At 47.2% G+C, this 15,894-nt stretch carries 11 protein-coding genes and 1 tRNA gene; 3 read left to right on the plus strand and 9 right to left on the minus strand.

Translation table 11 applies throughout. The features are described from left to right. The 3 genes from rpsA to aroA all read right to left on the minus strand — a co-directional run. Positions 1-1,233, minus strand: a 1,233-nt coding sequence (rpsA, locus tag COW15_RS07170; RefSeq protein ID WP_293631302.1) for a 30S ribosomal protein S1, incomplete at its 3' end; no start/stop codon positions are given. Between the two features lie 100 nt (positions 1,234-1,333). Next, a complete protein-coding gene (gene cmk / locus COW15_RS07175) occupies positions 1,334-2,026 on the minus strand; it encodes a (d)CMP kinase (RefSeq protein WP_293631304.1) in 693 nt (230 codons plus the stop codon). Positions 2,027-2,211: 185 nt separating this feature from the next. Then, positions 2,212-3,492: a 3-phosphoshikimate 1-carboxyvinyltransferase gene (gene aroA, locus COW15_RS07180; RefSeq protein WP_293631306.1), complete on the minus strand. Its 1,281-nt coding sequence runs from the start codon at positions 3,490-3,492 to the stop codon at positions 2,212-2,214. A gap of 435 nt (positions 3,493-3,927) precedes the next feature. Between aroA and COW15_RS07185 the strand changes: the two genes are divergently transcribed. Next, a complete protein-coding gene (locus COW15_RS07185) occupies positions 3,928-5,118 on the plus strand; it encodes an amino acid aminotransferase (RefSeq protein ID WP_293631308.1) in 1,191 nt (396 codons plus the stop codon). A gap of 338 nt (positions 5,119-5,456) precedes the next feature. Continuing rightward, a complete protein-coding gene (locus tag COW15_RS07190; RefSeq protein ID WP_293631310.1) occupies positions 5,457-5,894 on the plus strand; it encodes a tyrosine-type recombinase/integrase in 438 nt (145 codons plus the stop codon). Positions 5,895-5,919: 25 nt separating this feature from the next. On the opposite strand, the gene COW15_RS07195 is transcribed toward COW15_RS07190, so the two are convergent. The 3 genes from COW15_RS07195 to COW15_RS07205 form a co-directional block, all read right to left on the minus strand. Then, a tRNA-Ser gene (locus COW15_RS07195) sits at positions 5,920-6,007 on the minus strand. 242 nt (positions 6,008-6,249) lie between these two features. After that, entirely contained in the window at positions 6,250-8,244 is a 1,995-nt protein-coding gene (locus tag COW15_RS07200; protein ID WP_293631312.1) for a methyl-accepting chemotaxis protein, read from the minus strand. Positions 8,245-8,510: 266 nt separating this feature from the next. Beyond that, on the minus strand, positions 8,511-9,143 hold the full coding sequence (locus tag COW15_RS07205) for a YchE family NAAT transporter (RefSeq protein ID WP_037458514.1): 633 nt from the start codon (positions 9,141-9,143) through the stop codon (positions 8,511-8,513). A 320-nt stretch (positions 9,144-9,463) separates the two neighbouring features. On the opposite strand from COW15_RS07205, the gene adhE reads away from it, so the two are divergent. Next, on the plus strand, positions 9,464-12,067 hold the full coding sequence (adhE, locus tag COW15_RS07210; RefSeq protein WP_293631314.1) for a bifunctional acetaldehyde-CoA/alcohol dehydrogenase: 2,604 nt from the start codon (positions 9,464-9,466) through the stop codon (positions 12,065-12,067). A gap of 114 nt (positions 12,068-12,181) precedes the next feature. Here adhE and COW15_RS07215 read toward each other — a convergent pair whose 3' ends face one another. The 3 genes from COW15_RS07215 to COW15_RS07225 form a co-directional block, all read right to left on the minus strand. Next, on the minus strand, positions 12,182-13,117 hold the full coding sequence (locus COW15_RS07215) for a M14 family metallocarboxypeptidase (RefSeq protein WP_293631315.1): 936 nt from the start codon (positions 13,115-13,117) through the stop codon (positions 12,182-12,184). 46 nt (positions 13,118-13,163) lie between these two features. Next, the gene (locus COW15_RS07220) at positions 13,164-13,622 is read right to left on the minus strand and encodes a GNAT family N-acetyltransferase (RefSeq protein WP_293631316.1); all 459 of its coding nucleotides are present in this window, start codon (positions 13,620-13,622) and stop codon (positions 13,164-13,166) included. A 136-nt stretch (positions 13,623-13,758) separates the two neighbouring features. Further along, positions 13,759-15,810 carry a S9 family peptidase gene (locus COW15_RS07225; RefSeq protein ID WP_293631318.1) on the minus strand — a complete coding sequence of 684 codons (2,052 nt, stop codon included), beginning with the start codon at positions 15,808-15,810 and terminating at the stop codon, positions 13,759-13,761. Between the last annotated feature and the right edge of the window lie 84 nt (positions 15,811-15,894).

Here is a 15,894-nt window from a genome sequence, read left to right on the forward strand (position 1 = left end):
TTTCTTGTATTCAGAAACTGCGTCTTCGCCAGTACCGTTCCAAGAAATGTCAGACAGGTGAACTAGACCATCGATACCGCCGTCAAGACCGATGAAGATACCGAAGTCAGTGATTGACTTGATCTTACCAGAAACCTTGTCGCCTTTGTTGTAACGAGTTGCGAAGTCATCCCATGGGTTGGTCTTACATTGCTTCAGACCTAGAGAAATACGACGACGCTCTTCATCGATGTCCAGAACCAGAACTTCAACTTCGTCACCTAAGTTAACCACTTTAGATGGGTGAATGTTCTTGTTAGTCCAATCCATTTCAGAAACGTGAACCAGACCTTCAACGCCTTCTTCGATTTCTACGAAGCAACCGTAGTCAGTCAGGTTAGTTACGCGACCAGTTAACTTAGTGTTTTCTGGGTAGCGCTTGCTGATTTCTAACCATGGATCTTCGCCAAGTTGTTTCAGACCTAAAGACACACGAGTGCGCTCACGGTCATACTTCAGCACTTTAACGTTGATTTCGTCGCCAACATTGACGATTTCAGATGGGTGTTTAACACGTTTCCACGCCATATCAGTGATATGTAGCAGACCGTCAACACCACCTAAATCTACGAATGCACCGTAGTCAGTCAGGTTCTTAACGATACCTTTAACTGCTTGACCTTCTTGCAGGTTTTCTAACAGTGCATCACGCTCAGCGCTGCTTTCTGATTCGATAACTGCACGACGAGAAACAACAACGTTGTTACGCTTCTGGTCAAGTTTGATAACTTTGAATTCTAATTCTTTGTACTCTAAGTGAGCGGTGTCGCGAACTGGGCGCACGTCAACTAGAGAACCTGGTAAGAAGGCACGGATACCGTTTAATTCAACAGTGAAACCGCCTTTCACTTTACCATTGATGATACCGATTACAGTTTCAGCATCTTCATAAGCTTTTTCCAGAACGATCCAAGCTTCATGACGTTTCGCTTTTTCGCGAGACAGTTGAGTCTCACCGAAGCCGTCTTCAACAGAGTCAAGAGCTACGTCAACTTCATCACCAACGGCGATTTCTAAAACGCCTTGTGCGTTTTTGAATTGTTCAGCTGGGATTGGGCTTTCAGACTTCAGACCTGCGTCAACCAGTACCATACCGTTTTCGATGGCAACAACAGTACCACGAACGATAGAACCTGGACGGAATTCCAGAGTTTGAAGGGATTGTTCAAATAGATCAGCAAAAGATTCAGTCATGTTTAGGTTACTTTCTTTAATAAACCACAGCCCGTCCTGGACGTGGAGTCAGTCAAATTATCCGTATCGTCCTTAATACGAATACCTATCCAGTGAAAATTTAGTTAACACCGAATAACTTTTGGTTGATGTGATTGAGCGCGAGCTCAAGCACTTCGTTGATGCCTTTTCCGCTAGTATCGATAACGAGCGCATCCTCGGCGGGGACTAAAGGAGCCACCGGACGATTCATATCACGTTCATCACGTTCGATAATTTCACTTAAAAGGCGCTCGATATTAACATCGAAGCCCTTGTCCTGCAACTGATTATAGCGTCTTTGAGCCCGCTCCTCTGCCGATGCAGTTAAATATAATTTTGCCGGTGCGGTAGGGAAAACCACAGTCCCCATATCGCGGCCATCGGCAATTAATCCGGGTGTCGTTCTAAAGGCACGTTGACGGCGTAATAATGCTTCCCTGACCCGTGGGTATGCTGCGACGATAGATGCAGCATTGGAGCACTCTTGGGTGCGAATCGCACTCGTGACATCTTCACCTTCCAATATCACTTGAACTGGATCTTTCTCATTGCCCGTTAAAAATTTCACATCGAGGTGTGCCGCGAGCAGTGTGACAGATTCTTCATTTTCCAATTCAACATTGTGATGAATTGCGGCAAGCGCAAGAACTCGGTAAATAGCGCCACTATCAAGTAGTTGCCAACCTAAATGCTGCGCCAATAATTGGCTTATTGTTCCTTTACCAGCACCGCTTGGGCCGTCGATTGTGACTACAGGAGCCCGTTCAGACATACATTCCTCCGCAAAAAATAATCATCATCCGTGAGTTCATCAAGTGAGCCCCGAAAATGAGCGCGCCGCATTGTACAACAATATGCAAATAAAATCCGTGGATTTTTTATGAAGATTAGAAGCCGCACGAATACGGCTTCATCTTCGAAGGATGAAACTAAACGCCTTGAGTAAAACTTGGCAATCTAATGTTGAAGACTCGCAAATTGCACAAAATAATCCGGAAATGTCTTAGATGTGCAATCAGGATCATTGATGGTGATCCCGCAATCGGCGAATGCTAGCAGCGAAAAACACATGGCCATGCGGTGATCGTTATAGGTATCAATTTCAGCCGTACGTATGACGGCGGGTGGCGTGATTTTAATGTAATCGTTACCCTCTTCTACCTCGGCGCCGACTTTACGTAGTTCGGTCGCCATAGCTGTTAAGCGATCTGTCTCTTTAATGCGCCAATTGTAGATATTGCGAATAACCGTCGTGCCTTTAGCAAATAATGCGGCCGTTGCAATGGTCATTGCCGCATCGGGAATGTGGTTCATGTCTAAATCGACTGCCATTAATGGCGAGCCTCGGGCGATAATATAGTCATCGCCCCATTCGATATCTGCGCCCATTTTCTCCAGCACACCAGCAAATTTTACATCGCCTTGAATACTCAAATGGCCAACACCCGTGACTTTGACTTCGCCACCCTTAATCGCCCCTGCGGCGAGGAAATAGGATGCCGATGACGCATCGCCTTCTACCAATACTTTGCCCGGTGACATATAACGCTGGTCTGCAACAATCTCAAAACGCGCATAGTCATGGTTAATGACGTTAACGCCGAACTGCGCCATCAAGGCGATGGTGATATCGATATAAGGCTTAGAGACTAACTCGCCTTTGACATGGATATTCACGCTGCCCTTAGCAAGCGGCGCCACCATTAGTAATGCCGTTAAAAACTGGCTCGATAAATCCCCTGCGATTTCAACATCGCCGCCATTAAGGCCTGTGGCATTAATCGTCAGCGGTGGAAAACCGTCATTTTTAAGGTAAACAATATTGGCACCGAGTTGCCTTAAGGCATCGACTAAATCGCCAATCGGACGCTCTTCCATACGCGGCTCGCCCGTCAAGGTAAATTCACCTTGGCCTAAAGTTAAGGCTGCGCAGAGTGGGCGCATTGCCGTACCCGCATTACCTAAAAATAATTCCTGTGCAGATGCCGCAGAAATAGCACCGCCTAACCCCTCTAATTCACATACAGTGTTATTGGCAGATAAACGAAATTTAACCCCTAACTGCTTGAGGGAGGCCAGCATGTGGCGAATATCATCTGAGTCAAGCAGATTGGTGAGTGTGGTCGTGCCTTGGGCTAAGGTCGCCAATAAAAGGGCTCGATTGGAAATACTTTTTGAGCCGGGAATATTGATTTCACCGCGGACTTGCACAACAGGTTCAAGACGTAATTGCTTCATGAATAAATCTTCTTTCTCAATAAGGGCGTCATCATCACGATCACGCAGACTGAATAGGCAAAATGGCAACTTCACGCTACGGCGCGTCAAGTTAAAATTACAAATAAAAGGAGATTGGGGCCCTGTTGGTGCTTCGTTGTTATAAAATTACCGATTGTCGCTAAGGATTCAACCGTTTTTTCGAGAAAAATGCCTTTTTGGTAGGTTTATTTACTTAAGTCGGTGCCAAAATAACAAAAATGCAAAATTTATGGGGTTAATTTATGATTTAATCGCACTTTTGGCAGGCTTTTTTGCCAAGCTGACAGGCGTTTAATCACAGTTTTCACTTTAAAAGCGTTACCTTTCCACGCTATTCTAGGCCTCAAACGATAAATAATGCAGATCTGAACCGAAAATCACGATTGCTATACAACCAGAAAGGTAGATGGAGCTATGTTTAATAAACTTACCGCAATGCCTGCAGATCCTATCCTTGGCTTGCTGACTCAGTACCGCGAAGACACTCATCCACAAAAAGTGGATTTAGGTGTAGGGGTTTATAAAGATCCTACCGGCGTAACTCCGATCCTTAACTGCGTCAAAAAAGCCGAAAAATTCCGCCTCGATACCGAAACCACCAAAGTGTATATCGGCCCAACGGGTTCGCCACAATTTAACACTTTAATGACGGAATTAGCCTTTGGTGCTGGCCACAGTGCCATTCTCGCGGATCGTATCCGCACAGTTTCAACGCCAGGTGGTACTGGTGCTTTGCGTGTTGCCGGTGACTTTATCAAACGCTGCAACCCTAATGCAGTGTTATGGGTGAGCGACCCAACATGGGCAAATCACACCGGATTATTCGAAGCTGCTGGGATTACCGTTAAGACCTATCCGTATTATGATTACGATAGCAAATCATTGAAATTTGATGAAATGCTTGCTGCACTATCACAAGTCAGCCCTGACGATGTAGTGTTATTCCACGCCTGTTGCCATAACCCCAGCGGGATGGATTTCACCACAGCGCAATGGGATAAAGTCGTTGCCCTGACAAAAGAGCAAGGCTTTACCCCACTGATTGACATGGCCTACCAAGGCTTTGGTGATGGTGTTGATATCGATGCCTATGGCGTGCGCCAAATGGCGGCAGTGGTCGACAATATGATCCTCTGCAGCTCATGTTCGAAAAATTTCGGTCTGTACCGCGAGCGTATCGGTTCCTGCTCTGTGATTGCCAAAGATGCCAATACCGCCAATGTCGCCCAATCGGTACTGCTTTATGTGGTTCGCTGCCTCTATTCTATGCCACCGGCCCACGGCGCCGCGATTGTTGAAACGATTTTAGGATCGGCAGAGTTAAAACAAGAATGGCTTGATGAATTAAAAGTCATGCGCGATCGCATCAATGGTAACCGTGCCATTTTAGTGGACAAGCTAAAAGCCAATGGCGTAGACCGTGACTTTAGCTTTATCGCCCGTCAAAAAGGCATGTTCTCTTTCCTCGGGGTGAATCCAGAACAAGTTGCACGTCTGCAAAAGGAATTCAGTATTTACATGGTAGGCTCGAGCCGTATTAGCATCGCCGGGATCAGTGAAGACAACGTCGATTACTTAGCCCAATCAATCGCGAAAGTACTTTAAGTCTTGTCAAAAATAGACTGACTTTATCGGTGTAGCTCCGATATTTATTGGGGCTACACCGATAGACTCATAGCAGAATATCACTGACTCCCCCAATCAAAATCCGAGCGATGATTTTATAAATCGCTTTCTCATACATCCGAACTAAAAACCGAAGAATACCTTTGCTTTCATTCCATACAAGCCCTGAATTTTTATCATTAAATTATTAAGTCACTCTGTTATTTGAAGAGTAAAAATCTGCTGATTTTGCTGTAAAAAAGGATTGATGGGACGGAGAACTAAGGAACGTGAACGTACCAGAGTCATCGTACTTTTGGGTCTTGTAAAAGCGCCAAATGGAATATTCAATCATGTTTGGCTCAGTTGAGTACACAGTACAGCAACGGGACAATATCACCAGCAAACAAGAAAGTATTCGCTTGATGTTCTTAAACGGTAAAAGCGGCGAGCCTTGGTATGATCATTCTGTGCGCCGCTGGTTCACAGGGCTTCTAAAGCGCACCAAGTTATGCCACCGAGGGCCCAACCAATGCCGCCACACCTTCGCTAGTCAGTTGCTATCCAACTATGTACCGCTTGAATGGGTTGCTCGGCAACTTGGTCATAGTGATACCACCATGATCAAGAAGCACTACGGCAAGTGGATCCCCAAAGACTCGCAACGTATGGCAAGTCGCATATCTGAAATGATGGGCTTTAATACGGACATAAGCGGACTAGAATTCGCTGAAATGGTCCCAAAATGGTCCCAAAACAACAAAGGGAACCAGTAAGATACTGATTCCCTTTGCTTTAATTTGGCGGTGAGAGAGGGAGTCGAACCCTCGATACGTTACCGTATACACACTTTCCAGGCGTGCTCCTTCGGCCACTCGGACACCTCACCAGATTGTTGATTTATGTTTACGTGGTTAATCTTTCACGTGAATTTTACCTTTAATCCATTAACGTCAATCAATCGCCTTGCCGAGAGGCTTTTGTCGTTAACGGAGCGGTACTGTACGCAAAAGCATTTAGGTGGTCAAGTAAAAAAGAATCGATTTCAGGCGGTTGCGCAATTGCTAATCAAACCGCCCTCTCGATAGGCCTTATCCGCGGATTAAATAGACAAGGCATATCACCTTTCCTTTAATTCACCGTAAATTTATGCACCTCTTTAGACATAAGCTCAGCATCAAATGTTAACGCTTTAGTAAGCTCGCGTAATTCATCGGAAATCCTTTGGGTATTCAGATAAATTTCACTGATCTTCAACGCATTACGGTTAACATCTTCGGAGACGGCGGATTGCTCATGGGTTGCTGTCGCAATTTGTTCGTTCATGCGGTCAATAATGCCAACCTGTTCGACAATGCGCTTCAGTTCCACACCTGCTTGTTCAGCCTCTTGCACACTGGTTTGGGCCTGCGCCAGTCCACGCTCCATCGCCTTGACGGCAATACTCGCCCCCGATTTTAATCTGTCGGTCATGTTTTTAATATCGGCTGTTGAGGTTTGCGAACGCTGGGCCAAGCTTCTGACTTCATCTGCAACAACGGCAAATCCCCTTCCCATTTCCCCTGCACGAGCTGCTTCAATGGCGGCATTGAGTGCCAGTAGGTTAGTTTGCTCGGCAATACTGCTGATCACATCGAGCACTACCACAATGCCGTGTATTTCTTTATCCAGTTCATTTATCGCCTGGGATGCCCCATTAATATCATCCGCCAGTTCCTTAATCGCTTTGCTGGTGCGACCGACTTCGAGATTACCCGCCTTTGCCTCGCTGTTTGCAGCATTGGAGGCCTCAGAAGCCTGGACCGCGTTAGCGGCGATTTCGGCGACGGTTGCACTCATTTCGGTCATCGCCGATGCAACCTGCTCCGCTTCACTGTGCCCTTCCATCACGTCCTGTTCCATGGCGTGGGTACAGAGGTTCATTTGCTCGACCGCCTGTTGTAATTTAGCGCCGCTGGCACGAACTTGCAGGATAACGTTTTCAAAATCAGCCATCATGCTATTAAACGCAATGGCAAGCTCACCAAATTCGTCGGAACTGGTGTGGCTTAAGCGAACACTGAGATCATAGTGTTTTCGGGCCTGAGTCACGGTCGAATAGAGATGATGCACACTGTCGTGTAGGTAGCGGATCACCGATAGACTGAGCATCAATACCACGGCGAGTACAACGCATAATGTCACGAGGACAAAGAACATATGTTCATTGGCTAAGACTAACCGTTCGTGAGTCACGTTCAGTAAATCCGTTGATATCTGTTGCTCAAAATCCCTTAAACGGTCAATTCGAACCGTTGACTTAGCAAACCAATCTTCGGGGTTTTGCTGCAGAATTTTTTGAATATCTTGGTCAAGGGCGATTTGCCGAAGTGCTTCTACATCCCTCACTTCGTTAGAGTTTTGAATACGTTCGATCGCCTCGACTAATGCTGGGGTTGCTAGGGCTTGAAAGCGCTCTAAGTAGCTATTTTGCTCGGAGACTAAGGTGATAAATTTGGCATAAATTTTAGGTTTGAATCCCGCTTGGCCAAAGGTTGAGCTGAGTACCGCCCGTTCAATGCCCGCCCGCTCCTTCATCTGTAAGTAAGCACTAAAGGCCGCGGCTTTAATCGCAATTTCTTGATTGGCACCCGTTTTGGCGGTTTCATCGACTACGGCTAATAGCAGCTTGTTAAGCCCGGTATAGTAGGCAACCTCATCGGCCATGCTGATGGATAGACTATCGACCTTAGCGCGGATCTCTGGGAGTTGCCCAAGTTGAGTACTAATTTTCCGCAGTTTTGGCGCAAAAATTTCGGGTAAGGTGCTGTTATCAATGAAAGAGAGGTAAAGCTTTAGCTGTGTATCCGTCAATTGCCTTTGGCTGGGTATTTTGCCCGCGAAGGCTTTGCCCGCAGAACTAATAAAGCCGGCACTCATACCGCGCTCTTTTTGTAATTCATGGACTAAGTTACTGTTTGTGACCGCCAGTTCACTGAGCTGAACGACCACGTTTAAATCTTGACGATACTCATACTTTTCAACTAGGAAGAGTGCTCCATACAAAAAACACGCAAATAGCGGAGGCAACACAATCATAAGTAGCTTCTGTTTCAAGCTAAGATTGCCAATCCATTGCCATTTCATAGGGATATCCTTATAAACTAAATTTAAGATCCTCTATATATAGCATAAGATCCACCTTAGGACGATTTTGCAGCTTAAGGGGATTAAAATTTAAATTTATTTTAAAAACAGTATATTAATCTTTTTCTGTGGTGAGAGTTCTGTGATAAATCCTCCACAGGAGGTAAAAAGCAGTGCAGATATTGTTTTTCATCAAAAAATCCGCCAATAAAAAGAAAAAAAGCGCAGTAGAGTCAATCCAATGCGCTTTCTAAACGGTATTTCGGTTAACTAAAGAGTTGCGGGAATAGCCCCTTCACACCCGCGGCTATGACTTCAATACCTATGGATAACATCAGTAATCCCATCAGACGGGTAATGACGTTAATCCCCGTTTTACCGAGGATTTTATAGATGATGGAGGCCATTCTAAAGAGGCCAAAACTCACTAAACCAAACACGATCACAGTGATAAACATCGCGATGATATTAGACAAGGTATTATGTTCTGCGGCAAACACTATCACCGAACTGATAGCACCAGGACCCGCCATTAAAGGCAACGCAAGCGGCACCACGGCAACGGATTCCATCGCCGACGACTCGCGATCTTCCTCTTGGTTGCGTTTCACTTCGCCCAGTTTACCCTGCAACATAGACATGGCAATAATCGCAATCAAACTGCCACCGGCGATCCTAAAAGCGGACAGTGAAATGCTAAACATATTCAAAATATGCTGTCCCGCCACTATGGTCACCAACAAGATAATGACCACCGCAAAGTTAGCCACTTTCCCGGTATGATTCCGCTCTGCCTCGGTTTGATGGCTCGTTAAGCTCACAAAAACGGGCAATAAACCGATGGGATTGATAATGGCAACGAGGCCGAGAAAAAATTTAACGTAAAGTGTTAACTCCAAGTTGCGATCCTTATGTGCGTGTCACGCCAATTTCATCAAAGTAAGCTTAAGGGCAAGTTATAGTATCTCAAGCACAGATGACTGAAAAATGAGATTTTTAAGGTTTAATCACAAGTTTAAATAATATTTACTCCCCACACCCAGTGCCTCTCTCGAGTCTAGGCAATAAAAACAGATCCTTTTTACTGTAGTTTTATTACACAAAAGCCCAAATTTGATGGGATTATCACACTTTAATCCCGCTATTAAGTGTAATTTTCTACCATAAAGAATATTTAGCGAATCGAATCATTCTCTAAATCTTTTTAGGAGTGTTAACCATGTTAGTGACCAATGCACAAGAACTGGACCTGATGGTCGAGCGTGTCGCCAAAGCACAGGCCGAATATGCAACCTTTAGCCAGGCACGAGTCGATGCCATATTCCGGGCGGCCGCCCTCGCCGCCGCCGATGCGCGGATCTCCCTAGCCAAAATGGCTGCCAGTGAAACCCGCATGGGAATTATCGAAGACAAGGTCATCAAAAACCACTTTGCCTCGGAATATATTTATAACAAATATAAAGATGAGAAAACCTGCGGTATTTTATCGGAGGATCTCACCTTCGGCACTATCACTATCGCCGAACCTGTGGGCATTATTTGTGGCATAGTCCCCACCACAAATCCCACATCGACGGCGATTTTTAAGGCGCTGATCAGCCTTAAAACCCGCAATGCAATTATTTTCTCTCCCCACCCAAGGGCAAAAACCTCTACCACAACGGCAGCCAAATTAGTGCTCGATGCCGCCGTCGCTGCGGGGGCGCCCAAGGATATTATCGGCTGGATTGATGAGCCCAGTGTCGCACTTTCCAATCAGTTAATGACGCACCCTAAAGTGAATCTTATCCTCGCCACGGGTGGCCCTGGCATGGTAAAAGCCGCCTATTCTTCGGGTAAACCCGCCATTGGTGTGGGCGCGGGAAATACCCCCATTGTGATTGATGAAACCGCCGATATTAAGCGCGCGGTCAGCTCGATTCTTATGTCAAAAACCTTCGATAACGGCGTGGTGTGTGCCTCTGAACAAGCAGTGATCGTGGTCGACAGTATCTATGAGCAAGTTAAAGAGCGTTTTGCCAGCCACGGCGGCTATATACTGTCGGCGGCTCAAACGGCGGCAATGCAGCAAGTGATCTTAAAAAATGGCGGCTTAAATGCCGATATCGTTGGCCAAAGCGCGGCAACGATCGCCCAAATGGCGGGATTTGAAGTCCCCCATTGGACCAAAGTGTTAATTGGTGAAGTCACAGAAATCACCGAAGCCGAAGCCTTTGCCCACGAAAAACTCTCGCCGTTACTCGGCATGTACCGCGCCGCAGATTTTAATGAGGCTGTCGATAAGGCAGAAGCCTTAGTGGCGCTTGGCGGCATTGGCCATACCTCTGGGCTTTACACCGACCAAGATACCCAAACCGAGCGGGTGAAAACCTTCGGTTTTAGAATGAAAACCGCGCGGATCTTAATTAACACTCCCGCTTCCCAAGGGGGGATTGGCGATCTCTATAACTTTAAATTGGCACCCTCGCTCACCTTAGGTTGCGGCTCTTGGGGCGGAAACTCGATTTCAGAAAACGTCGGACCGAGTCATTTGATCAATAAAAAAACCGTCGCTAAGAGGGCCGAAAATATGCTGTGGCATAAACTTCCATCATCCATTTACTTCCGCCGCGGCAGCCTCCCCATAGCACTAGAGGAATTAAGCGATAAAAAACGCGCACTTATCGTCACAGATAGATTTTTATTCAACCAAGGTTATTGCGATGAAACCATTCGCATTTTGAAGGCTCAGGGCCTTGAAACCGAAATTTTCTATGACGTTGAAGCCGACCCCACCTTAGCCATTGTTCGCCAGGGCGCTAAAATCGCCCAAAGTTTCAAACCCGACGTGATCATTGCCCTCGGCGGTGGCTCCCCCATGGATGCGGCTAAGATTATTTGGGTGATGTACGAGCATCCCGATGTCGATTTTGCCGACTTAGCACTGCGCTTTATGGATATCCGTAAACGTATCTATAAGTTCCCTAAAATGGGGGCGAAAGCCATGATGGTGGCCATCCCAACCACCTCGGGGACAGGCTCTGAGGTGACCCCTTTTGCCGTAGTGACCGATGAACAAACGGGCAAGAAATACCCGATTTCCGATTACCAACTCACCCCTAATATGGCGATTGTTGACCCGAATCTGGTGATGAATATGCCTAAATCCCTCACGGCCTTTGGTGGCATAGATGCGGTGACCCACGCACTGGAAGCCTATGTCAGCGTGATGGCTAACGAATACAGCGATGGTCAAGCACTACAAGCCCTCGATTTACTGTGCAAATATCTACCCGATGCCTATAACTTGGGCTCACAGTCACCTGTCGCCCGCGAAAAAGTCCACAATGGTGCCACCATAGCCGGTATTGCCTTTGCCAATGCCTTCCTCGGGATCTGCCACTCAATGGCGCATAAACTGGGGGCCGAGTTCCACCTTGCCCATGGTTTAGCGAATGCGCTACTGATCAGTAACGTGATCCGTTTTAATGCAACGGATCTACCTACAAAACAAGCGGCCTTTAGCCAATATGACAGGCCAAAAGCCCTCTGTCGTTACGCTGCCATCGCAGATCATTTACAGTTAGGCGGAAAAACGGATGAAGAAAAAGTCGAGAAATTGTTGGAAAAAATCGAGCAACTCAAGAAGACGCTGGGCATTCCTGCTTCTATCCAAGAAGCCGGCGTCAACGAAGCCGACTTTCTCGCCAAGTTAGATGAAGTAGCCGAAGATGCCTTCGATGATCAATGCACAGGAGCTAACCCACGTTACCCCTTGATTAACGAGTTAAAACAACTGCTGCTCGATAGCTATTATGGCCGTGACTATAGTGACAACAACTAGGCTATCGCCTAGCGAAACGACTCGTGCTACATAAACGAAAGCCCTCGAATGAGGGCTTTTTATTGCGTAAACAATAGTGATTAACTGCGATTGATATAGTCGCGTACACAGCGACTAACGCAGTGCGAGCACATAATCTATGGCGCTGGTGATCGCCGCCACCTGCGCTAAGTTACATTCCGCTGGCGTGGCCGATGGGCTATCGGGGTACACTTCAGTGGTGGTGTTATAAATACAACCCGTCACGCTGCTGCAAAGTCCTAATGACTTAAGCGGATAGTTAATCACCCCGTGCTGCACCACAGTCGAGCCAATGATCTCGCCCTTTTCATCGGCAGGCGCAATATGAGTGACTTTACTGACGCCATCGATAATCGCCTTTTGGAACGCATCCTGTGGATTTTCAGTATCACCTACGGCATAAAAACCATCTGGAATTGTGCCTGGGATAAACGCTTTGCCATCACGTGCGGCTAAGGCCGGACGAAACTCCTGCTCATCTGAGTCGGTTGTTTCGTGCAAATCCACATGCACATCAAAACCTTGCGGGACGCTTGCCACGAGTGCCATCAGGGCTGCCGACTCTTCTGCCGGACTATTGGCATAGAATGAGCGGTTTGGATCGATAGCCTTTGGATTCCAACGATTAATGGTCTCATAGCCCCAGGGGCTCACGCATACGGCGACCACCAGATTGACGCGCTCAACATACTGAGCCGCCTTATCCGCTAAAAACGCCAAAGCCCCATGCACGCCACTGGTTTCATAGCCGTGTACGCCGCCGGTGACTAATACGGTGATCTTTTGTGGATCGAAAGCCGCGGATTTGACCGCAAACAAGGGATAACGTGCGGGATCAATCGATAAAGCGCCATATTGCACTATGCTCAACCCTAATGCCGCTAGTGCGGGCTCTATCGCCTTAAGGGGCGTCACGACATCGTCCTGATAGGAGCGTTTAATTTGGGTACTCGCAAGCCAAGCGGTTTTTTCAACCTCGCCCCATTTTTCGCCAGCGATGCCGATTGGGTAAAACGTTAGATTTGCCATATTTCCTCTACTTTTCGTTCTATGGTTAAACATTGCCATGTATGGATTAAAGCACCAACTGCATCGGAATATCGCGGATCCCACCACGCTCACGTATATCCCCGAGCGGCACAAAGCCAAAGTGCTGATAGACAGGCAGCGCATTCACCGCCGAGTTGACGGTAAAAGTTCCGGGATTCCCCTTGGCTAAACACTGCACTTTGGCGTGTTCCCACAGTTGACGTGACAGGCCTTCTCCTTTGGCATGATCTGCTACAAAAAGGTGATATAAATGACTGTTATCTTTGATCCCCACCACGCCCGCGAGTTCTGCCACTGCATTTAACGCCACATAATATTGATAACCTTCGGCAAAATAGCGCGTCAACGCTTCAATCGACATGGCTTTGACTAAGGTTTCTGCACCAACATCTGTGCAAGTGGGCGCAATATAGGCTTGAGTTAAGTGCGTGATTAAGGCACTTATCGCCTCAATATCTGTTGTAGTCGCCGCTCTGATCAGCATCTTCATTCCTTGATGTGTATCCTTTGTTAACTGCCTGCAAAGAAACGCCTACAGTTAAAAAGCCAGAACACAGTTCTGGCTTTCGCAATAAGATAAGTAGACTGAATACCTAGCGTATTCAGTCCATCATCCTCGATTACTTTTTGGTCCAGCTGTCCATCCAACGGAACACATTGGCATACCACTGTTCTAGGTTTTCTGGCTTTAAGATCCAGTGATTTTCATCGGGGAAAATCAGCAGCTCAGAGGGGATCCCCTTGCGCTGCATATAACTGAATGAGGCTAGCCCTTGACCATAAGGTACACGGAAATCCTTCTCGCCATGGATAACCAGCATAGGCGTTTTCCAGTTTTCCACATAGTTTACTGGGTTAAACTTCTCATATAAGGCTTTGTTATCTGAGTAAGTGCCGCCAAACTCATGCTCTGGGAACCACACTTCTTCGGTCACATAGTACATGGAGCGCATATCGAACAGGCCCGCGTGGTTGACTAGGCACTTAAAGCCATCGTTCCAGTTGCCTTGGATCCAGTTCATCATGTAGCCGCCGTAGGAGCCACCGAGTGCACAGGCTCTCTGTGGATCGAGCCATTTTTGTTGCTGACTCACAGCCGCCAGACCTTTTTGTAAGTCTTCTAATGGCTTACCGCCCCAATCTTGGCTAATAGAATCGGTAAAGGCTTGGCCGTAACCGGTAGAACCGTGGAAGTCGACCATGACTACGCCATAACCCGCACCCGCCCATAACTGGGCATTCCAACGACCGCTAAAGGCATTACCAAAGGAGCCCTGCGGCCCACCATGCACTAAGTAGGCAATCGGGTATTTTTTGCCTTCTTGGTAGTTGGCGGGTTTGATCCAATAGCCGTAAACGTCTTCGTTATTCCAACCCTTATAGCTAAACTGCTCAAACTTACCGAACTTGATCTCGGCTAGCTTGTCTTTGTTCACTTCGGTCAAACGCTTTAGACCTTGACCATCTGTGGTGATGCTATAGAGATCGCCCGGCTCAACTAAGGTTTTGTTGTCGAAGATCAGTTGATCATCGGCAATCGCGATCAGGCTGTTGCTGCCATCACTATAGACCGACTGCACATCGCCAAACTGAGTATTCACTTTGAAAATAGATACTTGGCCAATGTCCTGTGCCGTCACGTACAGAGTGCGATTATCCGGCGCAAACATCAGCGAGCTTGGGCTTCTGTCCCACAGCGGCGCCACTTCCTTTGACTGGCCCGTACTGGTATCGCGCAGCATAATGCGGTAGCGGTCGGCTTCAAAGCCGGGTTTAGTCATCGCCAAATAAGCCATGTAGCGACCATCACTCGAGAACGTTGGCTGCGCATCCCAGGCAATGTTATCGGCAGTTAAGTTAGTGGCAGAGCCGCCCGTGACAGGCACTTGCCACAAATCATAGTTTGTGGTCCAGGCTTGGTCTTTACTTGGCGCCTTTGCGCTATAAACCACGAATTTGCCGTCTGGAGTGAAGGTGATTTCTTCCATGCCAGAGAAAGGTTTTGGCGGCGTTTCAGTGTCGAGTCCTTGGGTGATGTCCACCACTTTGGTCAACTTCTCATCGTTTAAAGCGCCCACAAATAAATGGCTACGGGCATGATCTTCCCAAGTATCCCAGTGGCGCACCATTAACTGCTTGTATTCGCGCCCTGTCGATTTACGCTCAGACTCGGCGGCAAATTTATCCTTTGAGCAGGCTAAATCCTTACACTCGGGGAAAACGCGCATGCTGAGCACAATTTGCTTGCCATCGTTTGAGAGTTTGTAACCATCGATATCCAGCGGCAGATCAGAAACTTGCTGCGCTTCACCGCCCGTTAATGGCAATTGGAACAGTTGGCTCGAGCCGCTGCGACTGGCGAGGAAATAAATCGATTTATCATCGCTGGCAAAACTCACATCATGCTCTGTACCCGTGGCTGATGTCAGTTGCAGTGCGGTTGCGTTCGTTTGAGTCAGATCTAATAAATATAAATCGGAACTCGCCTCTCCCTTGTCATTGACGGTTTTAAGGCCGTAGACCAGCTTAGTGCCATCGTGGGACACAGTTGCCGAATGCAGTTTGTTGAGTTTAACCAGTTGTTGCACTGTAAAAGGCGTTGATTCGGCCCCGTGGGCAGAATACGCCAAACCTGCGGCGCTAAGCGCCAATAGGAGAGGAGCTATTTTCATTGTTATGTCCATCTTTTGTTAAAAACATTCGGTACTTACCACCGAACGAATTGTTAAACACGATCGTATCTTCGAAGATAAGCT

This window comes from Shewanella sp. CG12_big_fil_rev_8_21_14_0_65_47_15, assembly GCF_002783505.1.
GTDB lineage: Bacteria > Pseudomonadota > Gammaproteobacteria > Enterobacterales > Shewanellaceae > Shewanella.

What these genes read in the sequence shown, in the direction of transcription:
- cmk (WP_293631304.1), bottom strand. Translation starts at nt 2,026, where the DNA reads ATGTCTGAACGGGCTCCTGTAGTCACAATCGACGGCCCAAGCGGTGCT.
- aroA (WP_293631306.1), bottom strand. Translation starts at nt 3,492, where the DNA reads ATGAAGCAATTACGTCTTGAACCTGTTGTGCAAGTCCGCGGTGAAATC.
- COW15_RS07185 (WP_293631308.1), top strand. Translation starts at nt 3,928, where the DNA reads ATGTTTAATAAACTTACCGCAATGCCTGCAGATCCTATCCTTGGCTTG.
- COW15_RS07190 (WP_293631310.1), top strand. Translation starts at nt 5,457, where the DNA reads ATGGAATATTCAATCATGTTTGGCTCAGTTGAGTACACAGTACAGCAA.
- COW15_RS07200 (WP_293631312.1), bottom strand. Translation starts at nt 8,244, where the DNA reads ATGAAATGGCAATGGATTGGCAATCTTAGCTTGAAACAGAAGCTACTT.
- adhE (WP_293631314.1), top strand. Translation starts at nt 9,464, where the DNA reads ATGTTAGTGACCAATGCACAAGAACTGGACCTGATGGTCGAGCGTGTC.
- COW15_RS07215 (WP_293631315.1), bottom strand. Translation starts at nt 13,117, where the DNA reads ATGGCAAATCTAACGTTTTACCCAATCGGCATCGCTGGCGAAAAATGG.
- COW15_RS07220 (WP_293631316.1), bottom strand. Translation starts at nt 13,622, where the DNA reads ATGCTGATCAGAGCGGCGACTACAACAGATATTGAGGCGATAAGTGCC.
- COW15_RS07225 (WP_293631318.1), bottom strand. Translation starts at nt 15,810, where the DNA reads ATGAAAATAGCTCCTCTCCTATTGGCGCTTAGCGCCGCAGGTTTGGCG.